The organism is Azospira sp. MPR-E4 (genome assembly GCF_058809645.1).
On sequence record NZ_JBXAST010000001.1, the window covers coordinates 105,524 to 126,290 of the forward strand.

Genomic DNA, 20,767 nt, shown 5'->3' on the forward strand with positions numbered 1-20,767 from the left:
AATTAATGCATGGCCCGACACTACGCAATCGTTCCCGCTGCCGGCAGCGGTTCCCGCTTCGGCAGCGACACTCCCAAACAGTATCTTCCCCTGGCGGGACAACCCCTCATCCACCACACCTTGGCGGCCCTGTGCCGCCATCCGGCCATCGACCGGGTATGGGTGGTGCTGTCGCCGGGGGACGAGTGGTGGCGGGAATACGACTGGAGCGCCCTTGGGCCCAAGCTGGAAACCGTCTTCCACGGCGGCGCCACCCGGGCCCAGAGCGTGGCCAGCGGCCTCAAGGCAGCCCAGATGGCGGCCGCCGAGGACGACTGGGTGCTGGTGCACGATGCGGCCCGGCCCTGCCTGGCCGCCGCCATGATCGATGCCCTGGTGGCGGAACTGGCGGACGATCCGGTGGGCGGCATCCTGGCGGTGCCCGTGGCCGACACCCTGAAGCGGGCCGATGTGCAGCAGCGGGCCGCGGCCACCGTACCCCGGGACGGCCTGTGGCAGGCCCAGACACCCCAGATGTTCCGCTACGGCACCCTGTGCCGGGCCCTGGCGGCCAACCCGGACGTCACCGACGAGGCCGGCGCCATCGAGGCCCTGGGCCTCAAGCCCCGGCTGGTGAAGGGCGACGCCAGCAATCTCAAGGTTACCTATCCGGCGGACCTGTCCCTGGCGGAGGCCATCCTGCGCAGCCGCCTCGGCCTCCGGGCCGCCCTTGGAGCATTGGCATGAGTCACAAGGAAATTCGCATCGGCCAGGGCTGGGATGTGCACGCCCTGGTGCCGGGACGGGCCCTGATCCTGGGCGGCGTCACCATTCCCCACGAACTGGGGCTGCTCGGCCATTCCGATGCCGACGCCCTGCTGCACGCCATTACCGACGCCCTGCTCGGCGCGGCGGCCCTGGGCGACATCGGCCGCCATTTCCCCGATTCCGATCCGCGCTGGAAGGGGGCCGACAGCCGGGTGCTGCTGCGCCACACCCTCAGCCTGCTGCAGCAGGCGGGCTGGCGCGTGGTCAATGTGGACGCCACGGTGGTGGCCCAGCGGCCCAAGCTGGCAGCCCACATTCCGGCCATGGTGGCCAATATCGCCGCCGATCTGGGTCTGGCCGCCGAGCGGGTCAACGTCAAGGCCAAGACCTGCGAACGGCTCGGTTTTGCCGGCCGGGAGGAGGGCATGGAAGCCCAGGCCGCCGTCCTCATTGAACGGGAGTGACTTTGTCCGGTCAGACAGCGTCCCCAGAACGGGCCCGGGTGTTTTTCGCCCTCTGGCCCGAGGCGGCCCTGGCTGAGCGCCTGGCGGCCCTGGCCGAAGCCCAGGCGGCGGCCGTGGGCGGCCGCGCCATGGCCCGGGAGACCCTGCACCTGACCCTGGCCTTTCTCGGCGACGTTCCCCTCGAAACCCTGCCGGCCCTGCAGGAAGCCGGCCACCTGGTGGCCCGGCAACAAGTCATGCACCACGTATTTCCCCTGGAGTTTTCCCTGGATCATTTTGGCTACTGGCAGCACAACCACCTCGCCTGGATCGGCTGCCGCGCTCCCGTCGCTGCCCTGCACGGCCTCGCTGACGCCCTGGCGGCGGCCGTGGGCGAGCGGGGCTTTGCCCTGGAACCCCGTCCCTTCGTGCCCCACGTGACCCTGGTGCGCCGCGCCCCCGTGGCGCCGCCCTGCCGGGAGGAGGCCTTGCCCCTGTACTGGCGCGCCACGGATTTCGCCCTGCTGCGCTCCCGCCGCCATGCCGGCGGTGCCGCCTACGAGACCCTGGCCCGCTGGCCGGTGGAGGGCTCGGCATGATCAAGAAGATTCCCGTGGCCCAGATCCGGGTCGGCATGTATGTCAGCGACGTCAATGCGGGCTGGATGGATCATCCCTTCCTGCGCAACAGCCTGCTGCTGGAAGACCAGGAGCAGGTGCTGAAGATCCGCCGTGCCGGCATCCGGGAGGTGTTCATCGACACCGCCAAGGGGCTGGATGTGGACGACGTGCCCACGGCCCAGGAGGCGGCACGGAGCAGCCAGCAGGATCTGGAAAGGATGGCCGAGGCGTCGGAAAACAAGGCGCCGCCGCCCCGCACCAGCCTGGCGGAGGAGCTGGCCAAGGCCAAGGGGGCCTTCAACGAGGGGGCCCGCCTGGTGCGCAGCGTCATGGACAACGCCCGCCTGGGGCGCCAGATCGAGATGGAATCGGTGAAGCTGGCGGTGGAGAAGATCACCAACTCCGTCATCCGCAACAGCAACGCCATGTTCACCCTGCGCCGCCTGCAGCAGCGGGACGACTACACCTACCAGCACTCGGTGGGCGTCTGCGCCATGCTGGCGGCCTTCGCCAAGGCCATGGACATGGACCTGGCGACCATCCACCAGGTGGCCCTGGGCGGCCTGCTGCACGACATCGGCTATGTGCGCATCCATGCCGAGATTCTGGCCAAGCCGGGCAAGCTGACCGACGAGGAATACCTGCACGTGAAATCCCACGTGGTCCAGGGTTCCGACATCCTGCACCAGACGGCGGGCATTCCCCAGCTGGCCTTCGATATCATGGAGCACCACCACGAGCGTTTCGACGGCAGTGGCTATCCCCGGGGCCTCAAGGGCGAGGAGATTTCCCAGGTGGGACGCATGGCGGCCATCGTCGATGTGTATGACGCCATCACCACCGACCGGGTTTATCATCGGGGCGTCAATCCGGGGGAAGCCATGCGCAAGCTTTTCGACTGGAGCAAGTACCACTTTGATCCGGCCCTGTTCCAGATCTTCGTCAAGAGCATCGGCATCTACCCGGTGGGCACCCTGGTGCGCCTGGAGAGCGAGCGCCTTGGCGTGGTGGTGGAACAGCGGGAAAAGAACCTGCTGCAACCCCTGGTGCGGGTCATCTACGACGCCAAGCGCCAGTACTACCTGCCGCCCCAGGATGTGGACCTCTCCCGCCCCTTCGGCCATGGCGGCGGCGACCGCATCGTCACCCATGAATCCCCCCTCAAGTGGGGCATCGACGTCAATCGTTTCCTTTCCTGAAGCATGCCCAAGCCACCGCCCGCTCCCCGCGAAACCCGCGGCATCGAGAATGTGCTGACCCGCCTGCGGCAGGGCGAGAACCGCTTCGTCCAGCTGGCGGACAACATCCCGGAAAGCTTCTGGCTGATCGACATCGCCGCCCGCCGCGTGGTCTATGCCAATCCGGCCTACGCCACCCACTGGGGCGGCTCGGTGGAAGACCTCTACCGCAACCGCTTCGACTGGCTGCGCTTCATCCACCCGGACGACCTGGACCGCATGCGGGAGGCGGTGCGGCGCAATCCCCGGGGCGGGGTCAACGAGGTGGTGCGCATCGTCCATCCCAACGGTGGCGAGCGCTGGCTGCACATCCGCAGCTTCGACATGAAGGACGAGCAGGGCAATGCCCACAGCGTCGGCGGCGTCGGCACCGACATCACCGACCTGGTGCTGCAACGGGAAGCCCTGCGGGCCAGCGAGGCGGTGCAGAAGGGCGTGCTGGACGCCCTGCCGGCCCATATCGCGATCCTCGACGCCGAGGGCATCATCGTCGCGGTGAACGAGCCCTGGAGCCGTTTCGCCGCCGAGAACAGCCATGATCCGAGCAGCGCCGGCGTGGGCTGCAACTACATCCGGGTCTGTGAGAGGTCCTGGGGCGAATCGGCGGAAGAGGCCCAGGACATCGCCGTCGGCATCCGTGCCGTGATCGACGGTCTGCAGCACGAATTTTCCCTGGTCTATGCCTGTCATTCGCCCACCGAGAAGCGCTGGTTCCGCGTTCTGGTGACGCCCCTGGAAGCCCGGGGCAACCGGGGCGCGGTGGTGATGCACCTCAACGTCACCGAGACGGTGGAAGCCCAGCAGCGCCTGACCCATCTGGCCCACTTCGACAGCCTCACCGGCCTGCCCAACCGCCTGCTCTTCCGCGAGCGCCTGAAGGCGGCCCTGGCCATGGTGCAGCGCCAGGGCGGCCGGCTGGCGGTGATGTTCATCGACCTGGACCGTTTCAAGGTGGTCAACGACACCCTGGGCCACCTGGCCGGCGACGCCCTGTTGCAGCAGGTGGCCGCCCGCATCGGCGGCTGCCTGCGGGCCAGCGACACGGTGGGGCGCCTGGGCGGCGACGAGTTCGCCGTGCTGGTGCCGGACCCGGAGCGGGAGTACGACGTCACCGTGGTGGCCCGCCGCCTGGTGGACACCCTGGCCCAGCCCATCACCCTGGAAGGGCAGGAGCTGTTCGTCTCCGCCTCCATCGGCATCACCCTCTACCCGGACGATTGCGACGACCTGGAAAAGCTCATCCGCAACGCCGACACGGCCATGTACCGGGCCAAGGAGCTGGGACGCAACAACTTCCAGTTCTTCACCGCCGCCATGAACGCCCGGGTCAAGGAACAGCTGCAACTGGAGACGGACCTGCGGCGGGCGGTGCAGCGCCAGGAATTCATCCTCCACTTCCAGCCCAAGGTCAGCTGCAGCCACGGCGGCATCACCGGCTTCGAGGCCCTGCTGCGCTGGCAGCATCCGGTCCGGGGCCTGGTCTCGCCCATGGAATTCATTCCCCTGCTGGAAGAAACCGGGCTCATCGTGCCCGTCGGCACCTGGGTGCTGCAGCAGGCCTGTCAGCAGGCGGCGGCATGGCACCTGGCCGGTCACGGTCAGCTGACGGTGGCGGTGAACCTGTCGGCCCGGCAGCTGCAGTCCGAGGCCCTGGTGCAGGACGTGCGCCAGGCCCTGGAGGATTCCGGCCTGCCGCCCCAGGCCCTGGAGCTGGAACTGACCGAGAGCCTGCTGATGAGCCACGTCGAGGACAACATCGCGTTGCTCAACCGGCTCAAGGCCATGGGCGTGCAGCTGTCGGTGGACGATTTCGGCACCGGCTATTCCAGCCTGGCCTATCTGAAGCGCCTGCCCCTGGACACGGTCAAGGTGGACCGGGCCTTCGTCCAGGACATCACCGCCGATCCGGGCGATGCCTCCATCACCCGGGCCGTCATCACCATGGCCCACAATCTGCGCCTCAAGGTGGTGGCCGAAGGGGTGGAGACCGAGGGCCAGATCGCCCTGCTGGTGGCCAACCACTGCGACGAGATGCAGGGCTACTACTTCAGCCGTCCGGTGCCGGCGCCGGAGGCCCTGGCCCTGCTCGACAAGGGGCGGGTGCTGCCGGGCCGCCTGCGGGCCCGGGGGGCGCAGGTGCCGACGGTCCTGCTGGTGCTGACGGCGCCGGCCCTGCGCCTGACCCTCGGCCGGGCCCTGGAGGAGGCCAACCTGCGGGTGCTGCTGGCCGGTGGCGGCGAAGAGGGGCTGGCGGCCCTGGCCTGCCAGCGGGTGGACGCCATCGTCGCCGATGCCGGGCTCACCGACAGTGCCGGCCAGGCCTTCCTCGAACGGGCGGGCCAGTTGCAGCCGGAGGCCGGCTTCCTGCTGCTGTCCTCCGCCGACAACATGGCGGCGGCCGCCGCCGAACTGCCGCCCCATCTGGCGGGCCATCTCTTGTCCCGGGACGTGGGCACGGAAGTGCTGGTCGCCGGCGTCCTCGAAGCCCTGCGCCAGCACAGTCTGCTGCTGGAGAACCAGCGCCTGACCCAGGAGGTCCATAGCGCCGGCCTGGAGCTGTCCCGCCTCGGCCAGGAGCTGGAGTCCCTCCTGGCCAGCCACGCCCGTCAGGAAATGCGGCCCCAGCAGGCCACCGGTATCGCCCACGAGGTGCTCCAGGAGCTGCCGGCGGCGGTGCTGGGGGTGGACGCCAGCGGCATGGTGGCCTACGCCAATGCGGCGGCGGAACGGTTGTGGCCGGCCTGCGGTCTGATCGGCAACGAGAGCGCCGACCTGCTGCCGCCGGAGCTGCTGGCGCTGCTGCAGGCGGGCGGCGGCAGCCGGGAAATCACCTTGAACCAGGGCGGCCGTTGCCGCGCCCTGTGCCAGCCTTTCGGCAACGATGCCAAGACCCGGGGACACCTGCTGTTGCTGTTGCCCCTGTAGCACCCATGGAAAAGAAACAATGAGCACCATCAAACAAATATCCCTGGAGGAAGCCCAGCCGGGCATGCTGCTGGGGGACGACCTGCGGGATGCCGCCGGTCAGGTCCTGCTGCCCAGGGGCTCCGAACTGGCCGAGTCCAGCCTGCGCTCCCTGGCCCGGCGCGGCATCGAAACCCTGACCATCCGCATCGAGGCGCCGGTGGACGAGGGCGCCCTCATGGCCCGCCGGGAGGCTTCCCGGCTGCGCCTGCAGCACCTGTTCCGCCAGGCCGGCGACCCGGCCTCCCAGGAGTTGCTGCGCCTGATGCTGGAATACCGCCAGGAGCGCCCCCAATGAAGACCCTGCAAGCGCAACAGGTGGTGGAGGCGGTGCGTCAGCTGCCGTCCCTGCCGGCGGTGGTGATCGAACTGCTGCAGTCGGCCGACAAGGACGACGTCAATGCGGACGAGCTGGCCAACAAGATCGCCCTGGACCAAGCCCTGGCGGCCAAGGCCCTGAAGGTGGCCAATTCCCCCTTCTACGGCCTGCAGAGCAAGGTGGCCAGCATCCAGGATGCCACCGTGATCCTGGGCCTGCGTCAGATCCGCTCCCTGGTGGCCGCCGCCGCCGTCACCGGCGCCTTTGCCCAGTCCCGCCACAGCTGGTTCGACCAGCGCCTGTTCTGGCAGCACTGCGTCGGTGTTGCCCTGTGCGCCCGCACCCTGGCGGCGGAGGCCGGCGTCTCCGAGGACGGTGCCTTCACCGCCGGCCTGCTGCACGATATCGGCCGCCTGGTGCTGGTCACCTGTTTCCCCGACGAGTACCGGGAGGCCCTGGCCTACCAGAAGAAGCACGACTGTTTCCTCCTCACCGCCGAACGGGACGTGCTGGGCCTGGACCATGCCCAGGTGGGTCAGGCCCTGGCCGAACGCTGGCACTTTGCCCCTTCCATCCAGGCGGCGGTGGCCCATCACCACGCTCCGGAGGAGGCTACCGCCGATTCCCTCGCCGGTGTCGTCCATGTGGCCGACGTCATGGCCCATGCCCTGGACCTGTGTCCCCGGGAGGATGAACTGGTGCCGCCCCTCTCCGCCGTGGCCTGGAACCGGCTTGGCATCGACTGGGGCCGTTTCAAGCAGATGCTGGCGACGGTGGAAGACCAGTTCGAGGATGTGTGCACCGCCCTCAACATCTGAAGGGCCGCCGCACCCGGGGCGCTTATGCCCCCGGGTTTAGCCAAAATCAAGGATTCGCCGCCGGGGGCGGCGTAGCTTAGGGGAGTCACCCACCGTCGGTCTGGACTCCCCTGTGTCCTTCACTCCCCATGAAATCGCCCTGCTCAAGTCCTCCCGCCTCTTTGCCGGACTGGAGGAGAGCGAGCGCTTCAACGATATCCTGAACCGTCCCGAGAACCGGCTGCAGGTGCCGGAGGACTGCTGCTTCCTGGAGCGGGGCACCCGCTCCCCGGGGCTCTACATCCTGGTGCACGGTTCCGTCGAAATCTTCTTCTGCAACGCCGAAGGGGAAGAGAAGGTGCTGCACTTCATCAAGTCGGGGGAAACCCTGGCGGAAGAGACCGTCAGCGACCAGAAAGCCATCAACTACTGGGCCCGCAGCCTGACGCCGACGGTGATGCTGCGCATTCCTCCGGCCGAGGTGCTGGCCTGGATGGACGAATCCTGGCCTTTCGCCCAGCGCTTCCTGGAACTGGTGTCCGAGCGCATCTGCCTGCTCTACGCCGACGTGGTCACCTTCTATTCCAAGACCGCCGTGCAGCGCCTGGCCTGCTACCTGATCTGCGGCTTCGAGACCTCCCGCCTGACCCTCAAGGATTCCCTCAGCCTGGCCATCCCGGTGCCGAAGAAGAATCTGGCCTCCCGCCTCAGCATCAGCCAGACCCATCTCTCCCGGGCCCTGCGGGACCTGACCGAACGGGGCCTCATTACCCAGGAGGGCAACCGCCTGCAGGTGAAGGACGTGGAGCAGCTGGCGGGCTACGTCTGCCCCCACGGCTGCGATCTGTAGGCCGCAGCCGCCACTCAGGCCGCCCTCAGTGCAGCGGCGGCAGACGCTCTTGCCAGGGGGCTGGCAGGACGCTGACGACGCGGCTGCGGCAGGTGTGCCAGAAGGCCGAGAGCAGGAGCAGGGCGGCGCCGATGCAGAGGGCGGTGAAGGCGAAGCTGAGGCTGACCATGCCCAGGTTCTTCAGCAGGGCGGTGAAAGCGTAGAGCAGATAGGCCAGGGCCGACACCATCAGGGCGCGCCGGTCGATGGCCAGGGACAGCAGTCCCAGCAGGGCGTAGATAAGAAGCGCCGCGGCGGCCTGAACCAGGGTGGCCTCCCGGGAGAACATCTGCAGCGACGTGAAAATGGGATGGACCAGCAGGGGCGCCGCCAGCAGGTGCAGCCAGAAGGCCACGTCGGCGCGGCGGGTCTTGCGCTGCGGATCGGCCGTGTCCCAAGCCATGGCCAGGGCGAACACCGCCGTGCCGGCGACGAAGGTGATGGGGGCATACCATTCCCGGGCCAGCGTTGATTTGAGGAAAAGCATGGCCAGCAGGGTGCCGGCCACCGCAGCGGCGCCGGCAGCGACGGTGATGGGCACGCGGAAACGCCGCCAGTGCAGCCAGGCGCCGAGGCCGCCGAGGAGCCCCGCCAGGGGCAGGGAAACGCTGTCCAGGGGCCGTAGCACGGCCACGGTCATGCCCACCAGACCGCCGACGAAAGCCAGCAGAAGCACGATGGAGGGCAGGGCCAGGCGCCGCTGGCGGGTGAAGAACTCGGCCAGGCCCCAGGCCGTGGCGGCCACCAGCAGGGGGCCGGCGCCGTCATGGACGCGGCTGCCGAGCCAGCCGAGGGCGGCCAGGAGCAGCAGGCAGGCGATGACCACGAAAATGTCGTTGAAGCCGCTGACCAGGCGGAAGTGTTCCTCATCCACCACCGGCAGGGGCCGGCCCTGCACCATATAGGCCTGGAAGGCATCCACCGCTTCCTGGCTGAGCACGCCGTCGCGTACGGCGGCCGCCAGATCCTCGTCGTTGTACATCGGGGCAAGCTCCTGCAAAAACTTGATCGGTGAGGGAACGGGCGTTCCCGCAGGTCTGCAGGCTACCGGATTTGTATGCTGTCGTCTTGTGCGGTGACGGTTGCCGGATGCCACAGCCGGTCCAGGACCAGGGCGGTGAGGCCGCCGAGGAGGGCGCCGGCCAGCACGTCGCTGGGGAAATGCACCTGCAGGTAGAGGCGGGAGACACCCACTGCCAGCCCCAGCACGGCTGCCGCTGCCAGGATCCAGGAGCGTTGCAGCAGCAGGCCGAGGGCGATGCCGAAGGCCAGGGCCTGGGCGCTGTGCAGGCTGGGGAAGGAGGCGTGGGTGGCGAGGCCGTCCAGGGCAGGGTAGAGGTCGGGCCGGGGGCGCTGGATGAGGCTCTTGGCCAGGTAGCCGATGCCGATGGCAAGGCCCAGGGCGGCGGCCGGCAGCCAGGCCCGGGGCCGACGGCGGTGCGCCAGGAGGCCCAGCAACAGGCTGGCCGGCAGCAGCAGCCAGAGGGAGCCGAGCCAGGTGAGGCTGCCCATGGCCCGGTCCAGCAGGGGGCTGCGGATCTGGGCGAAAAGGTCGAGCAGGGCCCGGTCCCAGGCCGGGATGCCCCGGGGAGCCAGCAACCACAAGGCTGTCAGGCAGGCCATGCCGAAGAGGGCCGTGCCCAGGACTCGCCCGGCCAGGGGCCGTGGAGAAAGGCGTCCCATGGGCTCAGGCGGGGGGCAGGGGCAGCAGCAGGCGGGCGGCCAGGCCGCCGCCCTCCCGGGGCGACAACTCCAGGCGGCCGCCGTGCAGGCGGGCGATGCGTTCGACGATGGCCAGGCCCAGGCCGGTGCCGGTGGTGTCGCTGCGGGCGGCCTCGAGGCGGGTGAAGGGGCGCTTCAGCCGCTCCACTTCGGCGGGGGGAATGCCCGGTCCCCGGTCCAGCACGGCGAGGAAGGCCTGGCCGTCGGCGATGCCGGAGGCCAGGGTGATGTCGCCGCCGCCGTATTTGCGGGCGTTGCCGATGAGATTGGTCAGGGCCCGTTCCAGGGCCCGGGGGCGCAGCCGCAGGGGCGGCAGGGGCGATGTCTGCAGTTGCACCGGCTCCTGCCGTTCCTGGCAGCGGCGGGCCAGGGTGGCCAGCAGCTGGTTGGGATCGGCGCTTTCTTCCGGCTCCTGCTCCTCGCCCCGGGCGTAGTCGAGGAACTGGCCGATGATGCCGTCCATCTGGGTGATGTCGTCGTTCATGCCGGCCCGCAGGCTTTCGTCCTCCACCCCCATTTCCGCCGCCAGGCGCATGCGCGCCAGGGGGGTGCGCAGATCGTGGGAGATGCCGGCCAGTACCAGGGCCCGTTCGCTTTCCAGGCGGGCCAGGTCGGCGGACATCTGGTTCATGGCCCGGGCCAGCAGGCGTACTTCCTCGGCCCCTTCTTCGGCCAGGGTGGGCGGCCGCTCGCCACGGCCCACGGCCCGGGCGGCCCGGGCCATGATCTTCAGGGGGCGGGCGATGCGGGCGACGATGAGCCAGGCCACCACCAGGGACAGCACCAGGGAGACGGCGCCCCAGCCCAGCCACTGCCAGGTCGGGTTGCGCTCGGTGCGCTCCCGCGGCAGCACCAGCCAGTAATCGTCCCCTTCCTCCATGGAAAAGCGGATCCAGAAGCCGGGCTGGTCGTTCACGGCGATGGCAAAGCTGGCCTGGGGTCCCATCAGCTGGAAGGCTTCCCGCTGGAAGATGGTGAAGAACTCCCGGTCGGGCAGGGGCGTGACCCGGTCCTGCTCTTCCGCCGGGTAGAGGCGCAGGCCTTCCCGTTCCGACAGTTCCCGCAGCAGGTCGCGGCGCAGCACCGGGTCGGCGCTGAGCAGGGCGGCCCGGGTGATGTTGGCGACGCTGGCGGTGAGCTGGGCCAGCTGGCGGGCCCGGGGTTCCCGCTCAGCGGCCCGGAACAGGGCGACCCAGACCGAGACGGAGACCAGCAGCAGCACCGCCACCAGGATGAAGGCCCGCACCAGCAGGGTGCGGGGCAGCATGCGCTGCAGGGCGCGCGGCAGTTTCATGGCCGGCGGGGGCTCAGGCAGCGGTGCCCTGGCCGTCCGGCACGAACACGTAGCCGAAGCCCCAGACGGTCTGGATGTAGCGCGGGGTCTGGGGGTCCGGCTCGATCAGCTTGCGCAGGCGGGAAATCTGCACGTCGATGGCCCGGTCGAAGGGGCCCTGTTCCCGGCCCCGGGCCAGGCTCATCAGGCGGTCCCGGGAAAGGGGCTGGCGCGGGTGCTGCAGCAGCACCTTGAGCACGGCGAATTCCCCGGTGGTGAGCATCACCGCCTCGCCCTCGGCGCCCCGGGTGAGGCGGCGGGTGGCCAGGTCGATGCTGATCTCGCCCACCTGCACCGTGCCTTCGGCCTCCACCGGGGAACCCGGCGGCGGCAGGGCGCGGCGGCGCAGCACCGCGTGGATGCGGGCCACCAGCTCGCGGGGGTTGAAGGGCTTGGGCAGGTAGTCGTCGGCACCCATTTCCAGGCCGACGATGCGGTCGATCTCGTCGCCCTTGGCGGTGAGCATGAGCACCGCCTGGTGCGGGTCGGCGGCCCGCAGGCGGCGGCAGATGGAGAGACCGTCCTCGCCGGGCAGCATCAGGTCCAGCACCAACAGGTCGAAGGTCTCCCGGGCCAGCAGCTTGTCCATGGCCGGGGCGTTTTCCGCCGTCTTGACGACGAAACCCTGTTCGCCCAGGTAGCGCAGCAGCAGGTCCCGCAGGCGCTGGTCGTCGTCCACGACGAGAATGCGTTGTTTGTTTTCGCTCATGGCTGGCAATGCTAACCGGTTCCGTGCCCCGGCAACAGGGCTCCGCCGGGCCCGGCGGGGGCCAAGTCGTTACGCCGCGTTGCTGACCGGGGCCGGGGAAACAATTATTTACAAAGCCGTGGGCCGGCCTTACATCCAGACGGGGCCGGGCTTGCATCCAGGCGTTAGGATGGCGTCGTGGCTGCCGCTCTGGAAGCGGCCCGGCAATTTGGGCACACTGTGCGCCGTCGCCGGCCCGGGCTCCGGGGTTGCGCGGGTTTTCCCGCCGTGACGGCGACGTTGCCGGTTGTAGTGATTCCATGGTGCATATGAAACGACTGTTCCTCTCCGCTCTCCTGCTGCTCTCTGCCGCCTCCCTCTGGGCCCGGCCGGAGGAGCCGCGCCTGCTGGCCCAGGCCGAAGGCGGCCTGCGCATGGAGCGGGCGGAGGACCCCCACGCCCGCCTGAGCAAGGAAGAGCGGCGGGAAGCCCGGCGCCAGTGGCTCAATTCCCGCCAGGCCGAGCGGGAGGAGGGGCCTCCCGGTTTTGCGCCGGGCGAGGAGCGGCGGCGCCTGTCGCCGGAAGAACGGCAGCGCCTGCGGCGGGATGTGCACGAGGCCGGCCGGGAGTTCTACCCCCGGGAAGAGCGCCGTCCCCTGTACCCGGAAGGGCTGCCGCCGGCGCCCCGCTCTCCCCGTCATCCCTGAGCGGCCATCCGGCCGTGGGACGGGTTGTGAGCCCGTCGTCGATAAAAAATCCTGATCCACCCGGTACTTGCGGACTTGTTCACACAAGCTGTGGATAACTTTGTGGGTTATTGCCGGACAGATGGCCTAAGTAGCCCGGGGATAAGGATTTTTCTTACTCTGCCCAAAAAAACGGCTTTGCCGGTAATTTCAATAAAAACAAATAGATACAACGTCGGTGCTGGCTCCCGCCTGTCATCGTGGCCGGAAAGCGGCTCCCCGGGCCAAGGGGCGGGCTGTTTGTGCATAAGTCAAGTCTTGACACGCTTTTTTTCGCCTTTTTTTTGCCGACCCCAATGCCGGGGCGGGGAAGGGCCGGGCCTGGGTTAAAATCGCTCCCCATGAATCTGCTGGCCCTCGAAACCGCCACCGACCAGGGGTCCGTCGCCCTCTGGCGCGACGGCGTCCTCCTCTCCCGGGAATGTCCCGCCGGTGAGCAAAGCTCCCTGACCCTCTTGCCCCTGGTGCGCGCCATGATGGCCGAAGCCGGCCTGGCCATGGCGGACCTGGACGGCATCGCCTTCGGCGCCGGCCCGGGCGCATTCACCGGCCTGCGGGTGGCCTGCGGCGTGGCCCAGGGCCTGGCGGTGGCCCTCGACCGGCCGGTGCTGCCGGTGGTGACCCTGGAGGCCATGGCCTATGCCGACGGCAGCCCCCAGGTGGCGGTCTATCTGGATGCCCGCATGAACGAAGTCTATTGCGGCGCCTACCGCCGGGTGGGCGAGGTCCTGGAACTACAGGGCGCCATTACCGTCTGCCCGCCGGCGGAGGCGCCCCTGCCTGCTGCTGGAGACTGGGCGGTGTGCGGCAACGGCGTGCCGGCCTACCCGGCCCTGAGCCAACGCCTGGCCGCCTGGCCCCTGGGCGGGCAACGGGTGCCGACGGCAGCGGCGGTGGCCCGGCTGGCGGCGCCCCGGCTGGCCCGGGGCGAAGGCCTGGACCCGGCCCTGGCGGCTCCCCTCTACATCCGCGACAAGGTCGCCCTGACCGTGGCCGAGCGCCTGGCCCAGGGCGGCAAGGCCTGACCCATGCGCTCCCTTTCCGCCCTGGCCGCCGAGCTGGCTCCCCTGGAGTTCCTGCCCATGAACGGCAAGGACCTGGCCCAGGTCATGGAAATCGAAAACCGGGTCTATTCCCATCCCTGGACCCAGGGCAATTTCGCCGACTCCATGAAGGCCGGCTACAGCTGCTGGGTGGCCCGGGAGGGTGGCGCCCTGGTGGGCTACATGGTGCTCATGCCCTCCCTGGACGAGACCCATCTGCTCAACATCAGCGTCGCCGCCGAGCGCCAGGGCCGGGGCTATGGCGCCCGGCTGCTGCGCTTCGCCATGGAGGTGTCGCGCCACGGCGGTGCCGTCACCATGCTGCTGGAGGTGCGTCCCTCCAACGCCAAGGCCCTGGCCCTCTATGAAAACTACGGTTTCCAGGTGATCGGCCGGCGCAAGGGTTATTACCCGGCCGTCGAGGGGCGGGAGGATGCCCTGGTGCTGCGCCGGGAGCTGGGGGAGATCGAGGCATGAACCATAACGGCGAAGGGCCCATGGGCAATCTGGAAATCCTGCATGAAATGGGGCTGACCCCCCTGTGGGTCCTGCGCGGCCAGGCGGAGGAGGGGGCTGAGGCGATGGATGCCGTCGTCCCGGCCGAGTCCGCCGCTGCCGCCGCTGCGCCTGTGGCCGAAGCTCCCCGTTCGCCGCGGCCGTCCCTGATTTTGCCGCCGGCCGCTGCCGCAGCCTTCTCCGGTGCGGCGCCGGCGCCCCGGACGCCCCTGCCGGCCGGCAGCCTGGGCAATATGGGCTGGGACGAACTGCAGGACGCGGTCGCCGCCTGTCAGGCCTGCGCCCTGTGCCAGCAGCGCAAGCAGGCGGTGCTCGGCGTCGGTGACCGGCAGCAGCCGGACTGGATGTTCATCGGTGAAGGCCCCGGTGCGGACGAGGACGAGCAGGGCGAGCCCTTCGTCGGCCAGGCCGGCAAGCTGCTCGATGCCATGCTGGCCGCCATCGACCTGCAGCGGGGCCGGGGCGTCTACATCGGCAATGCGGTGAAATGCCGGCCGCCGGGCAACCGCACGCCAGAGGCGGCGGAGATGGATACCTGCCGCCCCTATCTGCAGCGCCAGATCGAGCTGCTGCAACCCAAGCTGATCGTCCTCCTCGGCCGCGCCGCGGTGCACAGCGTGCTGGCCCAGGAGCGGCCCCTGGCCTCCCTGCGGGGCCGGCCCCACGAATACCTGCTCAACGGCCGGCCGATCCCGGTGGTGGTGACCTACCATCCGGCCTATCTGCTGCGCAATCTCACGGACAAGGCCCGGGCCTGGGAAGACCTGTGCTTCGCCCGGCGCCTGCTGGCCGACGCCCGGCGCCAGGGCGGAGGTTGATTCCGTTCATCTGGAGGCCAGGGAGTCAATAGGGGCGCCATTCTCCGCCATGGCATGCTGGAGATGTGCGTCCCTTCTGCCTTCCAGGGCATGCCCGTTGTGACCGGCCGTTGCTGTGGCGGCGCCGGCCATGCCCTTGTGCTTTGCGTTACCATGCCCCATCTTCATGCACTGATCCCGCCGAATCGAGGAGAGTCCCCATGTCCCTGCGCCTGCTAGCCCTCATTTCCCTGGTCGCCGCCCTGCTCAGCGGTTGCGGCTACAACACCTTCCAGTCCCTGGACGAGCAGTCCAAGGCCGCCTGGTCCGAAGTGCTCAACCAGTACCAGCGCCGCGCCGACCTGGTGCCCAATCTGGTGAATACGGTGAAGGGCTACGCCGCCCACGAGGAAAAGGTGCTGACCGAAGTCACCGCCGCCCGGGCCAAGGTGGGCAGCATCCAGGCGACGCCGGAGCTGGCCAACGATCCCCAGGCCCTGGCCCGCTTCCAGCAGGCCCAGGGGGAACTGTCCTCGGCCCTGTCGCGCCTGCTGGTGGTCAGCGAGAACTATCCCCAGCTGAAGGCCGACGCCGGCTTCCGCGACCTCCAGGCCCAGCTGGAAGGCACCGAGAACCGCATCGCCGTGGCCCGCAACCGCTACATCAAGGCCATCCAGGAATACAACGTGGCGGTGCGCAGCTTCCCCAACAACCTCACCGCCATGGCCTTCGGTTACCAGCCCAAGGCCAATTTCTCGGTGGAAAACGAACAGGCCATCTCCACCGCGCCCAAGGTGGATTTCGGCGCCACTCCGGCCAAGTAAGCCGCGTCGGTCATGGCCTTCCTGCGCTGCTTCTGCCGGTTGCTGCTGCTCTTTTGCCTGGGCGGCCTGACGGCGGCCTGGGCCCAGGTGCCGGTGCCGGCCCTGAAGGCCCGGGTGACGGACCTCACCGGCACCCTTAGCGAAGCCCAGCGCCAGTCCCTGGAAAGCCGTCTGGCCGCCTTCGAGCGGGAAAAGGGCGCCCAGGTCGGCGTCTTGCTGGTGCCCACGGTGCGGCCGGAGAGCATCGAGCAGTACGGCATCCGCGTCGCCGAAGTCTGGAAACTGGGGCGCAAGGGTGTGGACGACGGCCTCATCCTGCTGGTGGCCAAGAACGATCGGGAAGTGCGCATCGAGGTGGGTTACGGCCTGGAAGGTGCGGTGCCGGACGTGGTGGCCAAGCGCATCATCGAAGAGAGCATCGTGCCCCGCTTCCGGGCCGGCGACATGGCCGGCGGCATCGGGGCCGGGGTGGAGCGGCTGCTGGCGGTGATCGGCGGCGAGCCCCTGCCGGCGGCGGCGGCCGACCATGGCGGCGGCGACCTCAACGTGGACCTGCTCTTCCCCATTTTCATGGTCGCCGTGGTGGCCGGCAATGTGCTACGGGCCCTCTTCGGGCGTCTGCTGGCGGCCGGCGCCTGCGGCGGCGTGGCGGCCGTGGTGGCCGGCTTCATGGGCGCCAGCCTGTTCGGCGTGGCCGGCATCGGCATCGTGGTGTTCCTCTTCATCCTCGTCGGCGGCAGCGGCTTTGTCGGTGGCGGCGGCGGAGGTGGGGGCTGGAGCGGCGGCGGGGGATTCTCCGGCGGTGGCGGCGGTTTTGGAGGCGGTGGCGCCTCCGGGAGATGGTGATGCAAGCATCCGATCTGGGGCGCTTCCTGCGCTATCTGCTGGTGCCCGAATGGCTGGCCCGGCGTCCTTTCCCACGGGAGTCCCTGGCCCGTATCGAGGCCGCCATTGCTGCCTCCGAACAGCGCCACGAGGGCGAACTGCGTTTTGTCCTGGAAGGCTGCCTGCCCCTGGGCTATGCCCTGCGGCCCGAGGGCTGCCGGGCCCGCGCCCTGGCCCTCTTTTCCGACCTGCGGGTGTGGGACACGGTGCATAACAGCGGCGTGCTGATCTACCTGGACCTGCTCGACCGGCAGGTGGAAATCGTCGCCGACCGGGGCATTAATGCCCGGGTGGAGGCCCATTTCTGGGAGGAGGTGTGCCGCAGGATGGAGGCGGCTTTCGCCCGGGGAGAATTCGAGGCCGGCTGTCTGGCGGCCATCGACGACATCACGGCGGTGCTGCAACGGCACTTCCCGGCCCTGCAGGCCAATCCCAACGAACTGCCCGACGCGCCCCTGATGCTCTGAGGCCCGCGCCCGGGCTCAGTGGGCGTTGCAGTCGTCCAGGTGGATGACGTCGTCCCGTTCCCGCTGGTTGGCCTGGTGGCGCCGGCGCACCAGCCACATGGCGGCGGCGACGAAGAGGCCGAACAGGGTGATGACGGTGTAGATGGAGAAGTCGGCCTTGATCATGGCGGCGTAGAGGCCGGTCATGATGAGGATGGAGAGGTTCTCGTTGAAGTTCTGCACGGCGATGGAATGGCCGGCCCCCATTAGGATGTGGCCCCGGTGCTGCAGCAGGGCGTTCATGGGCACCACGAAGAAGCCGGAGAGGGCGCCGATGAGGATCAGCAGAGGTACGGCGACCCAGAAGTCCCGCACGAAATTCATGCCGATGACGATGATGCCCATGGCGATGCCCAGGGGAATGACCCGGATCGACTTGCGCAGGGTGATGAACTTGGCGGCCACGGCGGCGCCCACGGCCACGCCCAGGGCCACCACGCCCTGCAGCATGGAGGACTTGGACAGGTCCAGGTGCAGGGCCGCCTCGGCCCACTTGATGACGATGAATTGCAGGGTGGCGCCGGCGCCCCAGAAGAGGGTGGTGACGGCCAGGGAAATCTGCCCCAGGCGGTCCCGCCACAAGAGGGCCAGACAGTGGCCGAACTCGTGCAGCAGGTACCAGGGATTCTTTTTCAGGGGCTTGTGATCGACCCCGGTGTCCGGGATGTAGAGATTGAAGACGGCGGCGATCAGGTAGAGCAGGCCCACCACGCAGAGGGCCATTTCCACCACCGTGTCGATGGGGGTATCGACGAAGGGCAGGTCGAAGCCGAGCAGCATGGCCGATATCTTGGGCTGGATCAGGGCGCCGCCGAGGACCGTGCCGAGGATGATGGCGCCCACGGTGAGGCCTTCGATCCAGCCGTTGGCCAGGACCAGCAGGCGGTGGGGCAGGTACTCGGTGAGGATGCCGTACTTGGCCGGCGAGTAGGCGGCGGCGCCCAGGCCCACCACGGCGTAGGCCGCCAGGGGATGGACGTGGAAGAACATGAGGGCGCAGCCGAAGATCTTGATGCCGTTGCTGATGAACATCACCCGCCACTTGGGCATGGAGTCGGCGAAGGCGCCGACGAAGGCCGCCAGGAGGACGTAGGAGACGGTAAAGAAGAGCTTCAGCAGCGGTGCATAGGCATCAGGCGCCTGCATCTCGCGCAGGGCGTAGATGGCGGCGATGAGCAGGGCATTGTCGGCCAGCGCAGAGAAAAACTGCGCCGCCATGATGATGTAAAAGCCGATCTGCATCAGGTAGGTCGCCCCGGGCAGCGGGCGATGGAGTGTCTCGCGTCGAATAGGTCTTGTTGGGCGAAGGTTTATACCACGAAAGGCTTAACTTTGTGATGAAAGTGGGGTGAATGCCCGTGGGACGGGCCTTTGGCAGCTTCCGCCGGAACGGGCTTTATGTTTGAATAACCCCCATAAATTCAGGGAGGTTTCCCACTTATGGCCGATCGCCGCCTGCAGGTGTTCCATGCCGTTGCCAAGCAACTGAGCTTTACCAAGGCGGCGGAGACCCTTTACATGACCCAGCCCGCGGTCACCTTCCAGATCAAGCAGCTGGAAGAGCACTTCAACACCCGCCTCTTCGACCGGGGCCACGGCCGCATTTCCCTCACCCCCGCCGGCGAGCTGGCCCTGGAGTACGCCGACCGCATCCTCGGCGAATACGCCGACCTGGAGGCCCGCCTGGCGGAAATGACCGGCCAGATGCGGGGCCCCCTGCTGGTGGGAGCCAGCATCACCATCGCCGAATTCATGCTGCCCCGGGTGCTGGGGGAGTTCAATGCCCTCTATCCCAACGTACGGGCCCGGCTGGTGGTGGGCAATTCGGAAACCATCGAGAACCGGGTGGCCGAGCATTCCCTGGATCTGGGCATCACCGAGGCCATCGAGCACCTGCCCCAGCTGCAGGCCGAAACCTGTTGCGACGACGAGTTGCAGGTGATCTGCTCCCCCAGCCATCCCCTGGCCCGGGAGTCGGCCATCACCCCGGCCATGCTGCGGGACCACGCCTTCATCGCCCGGGAACCGGGTTCGGGCACCCGGGAGGTGACCGACAACTACTTCCGCCAGGCCGGGGTGGACCCGGCCAGCCTCAAGGTGCTGATGGAACTGGGCAGCCCCGAGGCCCTCAAGGGCGTGGTCAGCACCGGCCTGGGCGTGGCCATCGTCTCCCGGGCCAGTTTCCACAAGGAACTGCAGCTGCAGCATCTGGTGGCCATTCCCCTCTCGCCCCGGCTGACCCGGCCCCTGTCCCTGGTGACGCCGAAGGAGAAGTTCCGCTCCAAGCTGGTCACTTCCTTCGTCGATTTCGCCCGCCGCAAGCTGCAGGAATACGCCGCCTGAGGCGGTGCCGGCGGGGGGGGCGCCTGGCGGCGTCTTTTCCCTCCGGCGCCGCCTTGGCGTAATATGGCCGCCTGCGCCCGCCCGCGGCGCGCCATCTTCTTCATCCATCACCGTTCCCGCCCATGCCCCGTCCCATCCGCGCCACCATCGATCTGGGGGCGCTCAAGCACAATCTCGCCGTGGCCCGCCAACATGCCGACCAGGGTGTTGCCGGTCCCGCCCGCCTGTTCGCCGTGATCAAGGCCAATGCCTACGGCCACGGCATGCTGCCGGTGGCCCAGGCCCTGGCCGGTCTCACCGACGGCTTTGCCCTGCTGGACCTGAGCGAGGCGGCGAAATTGCGGGAAGCCGGCATCCGGGAACCGATCCTGCTGCTGGAAGGCTTCTTCCAGCCGGAAGACCTGGAGGCGGTGGCGGAACTGGGCATCATTCCCGCGGTGCACCGCCTGGAACAGCTGGAAGCCATCGAGGCCGCCGGCCTGCCGGTGAAGCTGCCGGTGTTCATCAAATTCAATACCGGCATGCACCGCCTCGGCTTCACCGCGCAGACCTGGCCGGCTGCCCAGGCCTTTCTCGCCCGCAGCCGGGCCATCGGCCCGGTGACCTACATGACCCACTTCGCCGAGGCCGACGGGGCCCGGGGCGTGGATTGGCAGCTGGAGCGCTTCCGCGCCTGGACCGCCGGCTGGCAGGGCGAGGTGTCCCTGGCCAATTCGGCGGCCCTGCTGCGGCACAAGGAGGCGGTGCAGGGCTGGGCCCGCCCCGGCATCCTGCTCTACGGCGGCAGTCCCTTTGCCGAGGTCAGCGCCGAGGAGCTGGGCCTGAAGCCTGTGATGACCCTGGAAAGCGAAATCCTGGCGGTGCAGGACGTGGCCCCCGGGGAGCGGGTGGGCTACGGCGGCATCTTCGAGGCGACCCGGCCCAGCCGCATCGGCATCGTCGCCTGCGGCTATGCCGACGGCTACCCGCGCCATGCGCCGCCCGGCACGCCGATCCTGGTGGATGGCCGGCCCACGGTGACGGCGGGACGGGTTTCCATGGACATGCTGTTCTGCGATCTCACCGATCTGCCCCAGGCCGGTGTCGGCTCCCCCGTTACCCTGTGGGGCAAGGGCATGCCGGCGGACGTGGTGGCCGCCGCCGCCGGTACCATCAGCTACGAGCTTTTCTGCGCCCTGGCGCCCCGGGTGCCGGTGCGCTGGATCGGCAACTAGGTCAGGCAAGCGCCGGCGGCTTTTTTGCCCCGGTGCGACCTGTGTCACGCTCATTTTTCCGCTCCCAGCCTAGAATTTGGGGTTGATCCGGGCCCTTTTTTCCGGCCCGCCCCTGGGGAGCCGTCTTGCGCCA

General features: G+C 68.8%; 22 protein-coding genes. 17 read left to right on the top strand and 5 right to left on the bottom strand.

The window, feature by feature from the left end; all coding sequences use genetic code 11:
• Positions 1-9 precede the first annotated feature (9 nt).
• From ispD to AC1RTA_RS00545, 8 genes are all read left to right on the top strand, one after another.
• Positions 10-726 carry a 2-C-methyl-D-erythritol 4-phosphate cytidylyltransferase gene (gene ispD / locus AC1RTA_RS00510; protein ID WP_492783694.1) on the top strand — a complete coding sequence of 239 codons (717 nt, stop codon included), beginning with the start codon at positions 10-12 and terminating at the stop codon, positions 724-726.
• Positions 723-1,211, top strand: a complete 489-nt coding sequence (gene ispF, locus AC1RTA_RS00515) for a 2-C-methyl-D-erythritol 2,4-cyclodiphosphate synthase (protein ID WP_492783695.1) — start codon at positions 723-725, stop codon at positions 1,209-1,211. The genes ispD and ispF overlap by 4 nt, the downstream gene beginning before the upstream one ends.
• Positions 1,212-1,249: 38 nt before the next feature.
• Positions 1,250-1,789: an RNA 2',3'-cyclic phosphodiesterase gene (gene thpR, locus AC1RTA_RS00520; protein WP_492783696.1), complete on the top strand. Its 540-nt coding sequence runs from the start codon at positions 1,250-1,252 to the stop codon at positions 1,787-1,789.
• Entirely contained in the window at positions 1,786-3,009 is a 1,224-nt protein-coding gene (locus AC1RTA_RS00525) for an HD-GYP domain-containing protein (protein ID WP_492783697.1), read from the top strand. The genes thpR and AC1RTA_RS00525 overlap by 4 nt, the downstream gene beginning before the upstream one ends.
• Positions 3,010-3,012: 3 nt before the next feature.
• Entirely contained in the window at positions 3,013-5,973 is a 2,961-nt protein-coding gene (locus AC1RTA_RS00530) for an EAL domain-containing protein (protein ID WP_492783698.1), read from the top strand.
• 19 nt (positions 5,974-5,992) lie between these two features.
• Positions 5,993-6,310 carry a hypothetical protein gene (locus AC1RTA_RS00535; RefSeq protein ID WP_492783699.1) on the top strand — a complete coding sequence of 106 codons (318 nt, stop codon included), beginning with the start codon at positions 5,993-5,995 and terminating at the stop codon, positions 6,308-6,310.
• Positions 6,307-7,149, top strand: a complete 843-nt coding sequence (locus tag AC1RTA_RS00540; RefSeq protein WP_130458448.1) for an HDOD domain-containing protein — start codon at positions 6,307-6,309, stop codon at positions 7,147-7,149. Before AC1RTA_RS00535 ends, AC1RTA_RS00540 begins: the two co-directional genes overlap by 4 nt.
• A gap of 112 nt (positions 7,150-7,261) precedes the next feature.
• Positions 7,262-7,978 carry a Crp/Fnr family transcriptional regulator gene (locus tag AC1RTA_RS00545; protein ID WP_152089246.1) on the top strand — a complete coding sequence of 239 codons (717 nt, stop codon included), beginning with the start codon at positions 7,262-7,264 and terminating at the stop codon, positions 7,976-7,978.
• Between the two features lie 25 nt (positions 7,979-8,003).
• Here AC1RTA_RS00545 and AC1RTA_RS00550 read toward each other — a convergent pair whose 3' ends face one another.
• The 4 genes from AC1RTA_RS00550 to ompR form a co-directional block, all read right to left on the bottom strand.
• Positions 8,004-8,999 (bottom strand): hypothetical protein, encoded by a 996-nt coding sequence (locus AC1RTA_RS00550; RefSeq protein WP_152089245.1) that lies wholly within the window; start codon positions 8,997-8,999, stop codon positions 8,004-8,006.
• A gap of 62 nt (positions 9,000-9,061) precedes the next feature.
• Positions 9,062-9,700: a phosphatase PAP2 family protein gene (locus AC1RTA_RS00555; protein ID WP_492783700.1), complete on the bottom strand. Its 639-nt coding sequence runs from the start codon at positions 9,698-9,700 to the stop codon at positions 9,062-9,064.
• Positions 9,701-9,704: 4 nt separating this feature from the next.
• Positions 9,705-11,033: an ATP-binding protein gene (locus AC1RTA_RS00560; protein WP_492783701.1), complete on the bottom strand. Its 1,329-nt coding sequence runs from the start codon at positions 11,031-11,033 to the stop codon at positions 9,705-9,707.
• 13 nt (positions 11,034-11,046) lie between these two features.
• A complete protein-coding gene (gene ompR, locus AC1RTA_RS00565) occupies positions 11,047-11,781 on the bottom strand; it encodes an osmolarity response regulator transcription factor OmpR (protein ID WP_152089242.1) in 735 nt (244 codons plus the stop codon).
• A 308-nt stretch (positions 11,782-12,089) separates the two neighbouring features.
• Here ompR and AC1RTA_RS00570 point away from each other — a divergent pair, with 308 nt between their 5' ends.
• The 7 genes from AC1RTA_RS00570 to AC1RTA_RS00600 all read left to right on the top strand — a co-directional run bounded on the left by AC1RTA_RS00570 (position 12,090) and on the right by AC1RTA_RS00600 (position 17,038).
• Positions 12,090-12,467 (top strand): hypothetical protein, encoded by a 378-nt coding sequence (locus AC1RTA_RS00570; RefSeq protein ID WP_043798145.1) that lies wholly within the window; start codon positions 12,090-12,092, stop codon positions 12,465-12,467.
• 380 nt (positions 12,468-12,847) lie between these two features.
• Positions 12,848-13,531: a tRNA (adenosine(37)-N6)-threonylcarbamoyltransferase complex dimerization subunit type 1 TsaB gene (gene tsaB / locus AC1RTA_RS00575; RefSeq protein ID WP_130458453.1), complete on the top strand. Its 684-nt coding sequence runs from the start codon at positions 12,848-12,850 to the stop codon at positions 13,529-13,531.
• 3 nt (positions 13,532-13,534) lie between these two features.
• Complete coding sequence (gene rimI / locus AC1RTA_RS00580) at positions 13,535-14,026, top strand: ribosomal protein S18-alanine N-acetyltransferase (protein WP_287875419.1); 492 nt, start codon at positions 13,535-13,537, stop codon at positions 14,024-14,026.
• Entirely contained in the window at positions 14,023-14,883 is an 861-nt protein-coding gene (locus tag AC1RTA_RS00585) for a uracil-DNA glycosylase (protein WP_492783702.1), read from the top strand. Before rimI ends, AC1RTA_RS00585 begins: the two co-directional genes overlap by 4 nt.
• 200 nt (positions 14,884-15,083) lie before the next feature.
• Positions 15,084-15,686, top strand: a complete 603-nt coding sequence (locus AC1RTA_RS00590) for a LemA family protein (RefSeq protein WP_152089238.1) — start codon at positions 15,084-15,086, stop codon at positions 15,684-15,686.
• A gap of 12 nt (positions 15,687-15,698) precedes the next feature.
• A complete protein-coding gene (locus tag AC1RTA_RS00595; protein ID WP_492783703.1) occupies positions 15,699-16,532 on the top strand; it encodes a TPM domain-containing protein in 834 nt (277 codons plus the stop codon).
• Positions 16,532-17,038, top strand: a complete 507-nt coding sequence (locus tag AC1RTA_RS00600; protein WP_130458458.1) for a TPM domain-containing protein — start codon at positions 16,532-16,534, stop codon at positions 17,036-17,038. Before AC1RTA_RS00595 ends, AC1RTA_RS00600 begins: the two co-directional genes overlap by 1 nt.
• A 15-nt stretch (positions 17,039-17,053) precedes the next feature.
• On the opposite strand, the gene lplT is transcribed toward AC1RTA_RS00600, so the two are convergent.
• Positions 17,054-18,319, bottom strand: coding sequence for a lysophospholipid transporter LplT (gene lplT / locus AC1RTA_RS00605; protein WP_130458459.1), 1,266 nt, complete (start codon positions 18,317-18,319; stop codon positions 17,054-17,056).
• A gap of 198 nt (positions 18,320-18,517) precedes the next feature.
• Between lplT and AC1RTA_RS00610 the strand changes: the two genes are divergently transcribed.
• Entirely contained in the window at positions 18,518-19,420 is a 903-nt protein-coding gene (locus tag AC1RTA_RS00610) for a LysR family transcriptional regulator (RefSeq protein WP_130458460.1), read from the top strand.
• A 122-nt stretch (positions 19,421-19,542) separates the two neighbouring features.
• On the top strand, positions 19,543-20,634 hold the full coding sequence (gene alr / locus AC1RTA_RS00615) for an alanine racemase (RefSeq protein WP_492783704.1): 1,092 nt from the start codon (positions 19,543-19,545) through the stop codon (positions 20,632-20,634).
• The last annotated feature ends 133 nt before the right edge of the window (positions 20,635-20,767 follow it).

What these genes read in the sequence shown, in the direction of transcription:
- ispD (WP_492783694.1), top strand. Translation starts at nt 10, where the DNA reads ATGGCCCGACACTACGCAATCGTTCCCGCTGCCGGCAGCGGTTCCCGC.
- ispF (WP_492783695.1), top strand. Translation starts at nt 723, where the DNA reads ATGAGTCACAAGGAAATTCGCATCGGCCAGGGCTGGGATGTGCACGCC.
- AC1RTA_RS00525 (WP_492783697.1), top strand. Translation starts at nt 1,786, where the DNA reads ATGATCAAGAAGATTCCCGTGGCCCAGATCCGGGTCGGCATGTATGTC.
- AC1RTA_RS00530 (WP_492783698.1), top strand. Translation starts at nt 3,013, where the DNA reads ATGCCCAAGCCACCGCCCGCTCCCCGCGAAACCCGCGGCATCGAGAAT.
- AC1RTA_RS00535 (WP_492783699.1), top strand. Translation starts at nt 5,993, where the DNA reads ATGAGCACCATCAAACAAATATCCCTGGAGGAAGCCCAGCCGGGCATG.
- AC1RTA_RS00540 (WP_130458448.1), top strand. Translation starts at nt 6,307, where the DNA reads ATGAAGACCCTGCAAGCGCAACAGGTGGTGGAGGCGGTGCGTCAGCTG.
- AC1RTA_RS00550 (WP_152089245.1), bottom strand. Translation starts at nt 8,999, where the DNA reads ATGTACAACGACGAGGATCTGGCGGCCGCCGTACGCGACGGCGTGCTC.
- AC1RTA_RS00555 (WP_492783700.1), bottom strand. Translation starts at nt 9,700, where the DNA reads ATGGGACGCCTTTCTCCACGGCCCCTGGCCGGGCGAGTCCTGGGCACG.
- AC1RTA_RS00560 (WP_492783701.1), bottom strand. Translation starts at nt 11,033, where the DNA reads ATGAAACTGCCGCGCGCCCTGCAGCGCATGCTGCCCCGCACCCTGCTG.
- ompR (WP_152089242.1), bottom strand. Translation starts at nt 11,781, where the DNA reads ATGAGCGAAAACAAACAACGCATTCTCGTCGTGGACGACGACCAGCGC.
- AC1RTA_RS00570 (WP_043798145.1), top strand. Translation starts at nt 12,090, where the DNA reads ATGAAACGACTGTTCCTCTCCGCTCTCCTGCTGCTCTCTGCCGCCTCC.
- tsaB (WP_130458453.1), top strand. Translation starts at nt 12,848, where the DNA reads ATGAATCTGCTGGCCCTCGAAACCGCCACCGACCAGGGGTCCGTCGCC.
- rimI (WP_287875419.1), top strand. Translation starts at nt 13,535, where the DNA reads ATGCGCTCCCTTTCCGCCCTGGCCGCCGAGCTGGCTCCCCTGGAGTTC.
- AC1RTA_RS00585 (WP_492783702.1), top strand. Translation starts at nt 14,023, where the DNA reads ATGAACCATAACGGCGAAGGGCCCATGGGCAATCTGGAAATCCTGCAT.
- AC1RTA_RS00590 (WP_152089238.1), top strand. Translation starts at nt 15,084, where the DNA reads ATGTCCCTGCGCCTGCTAGCCCTCATTTCCCTGGTCGCCGCCCTGCTC.
- AC1RTA_RS00595 (WP_492783703.1), top strand. Translation starts at nt 15,699, where the DNA reads ATGGCCTTCCTGCGCTGCTTCTGCCGGTTGCTGCTGCTCTTTTGCCTG.
- AC1RTA_RS00600 (WP_130458458.1), top strand. Translation starts at nt 16,532, where the DNA reads ATGCAAGCATCCGATCTGGGGCGCTTCCTGCGCTATCTGCTGGTGCCC.
- lplT (WP_130458459.1), bottom strand. Translation starts at nt 18,319, where the DNA reads ATGCAGATCGGCTTTTACATCATCATGGCGGCGCAGTTTTTCTCTGCG.
- AC1RTA_RS00610 (WP_130458460.1), top strand. Translation starts at nt 18,518, where the DNA reads ATGGCCGATCGCCGCCTGCAGGTGTTCCATGCCGTTGCCAAGCAACTG.
- alr (WP_492783704.1), top strand. Translation starts at nt 19,543, where the DNA reads ATGCCCCGTCCCATCCGCGCCACCATCGATCTGGGGGCGCTCAAGCAC.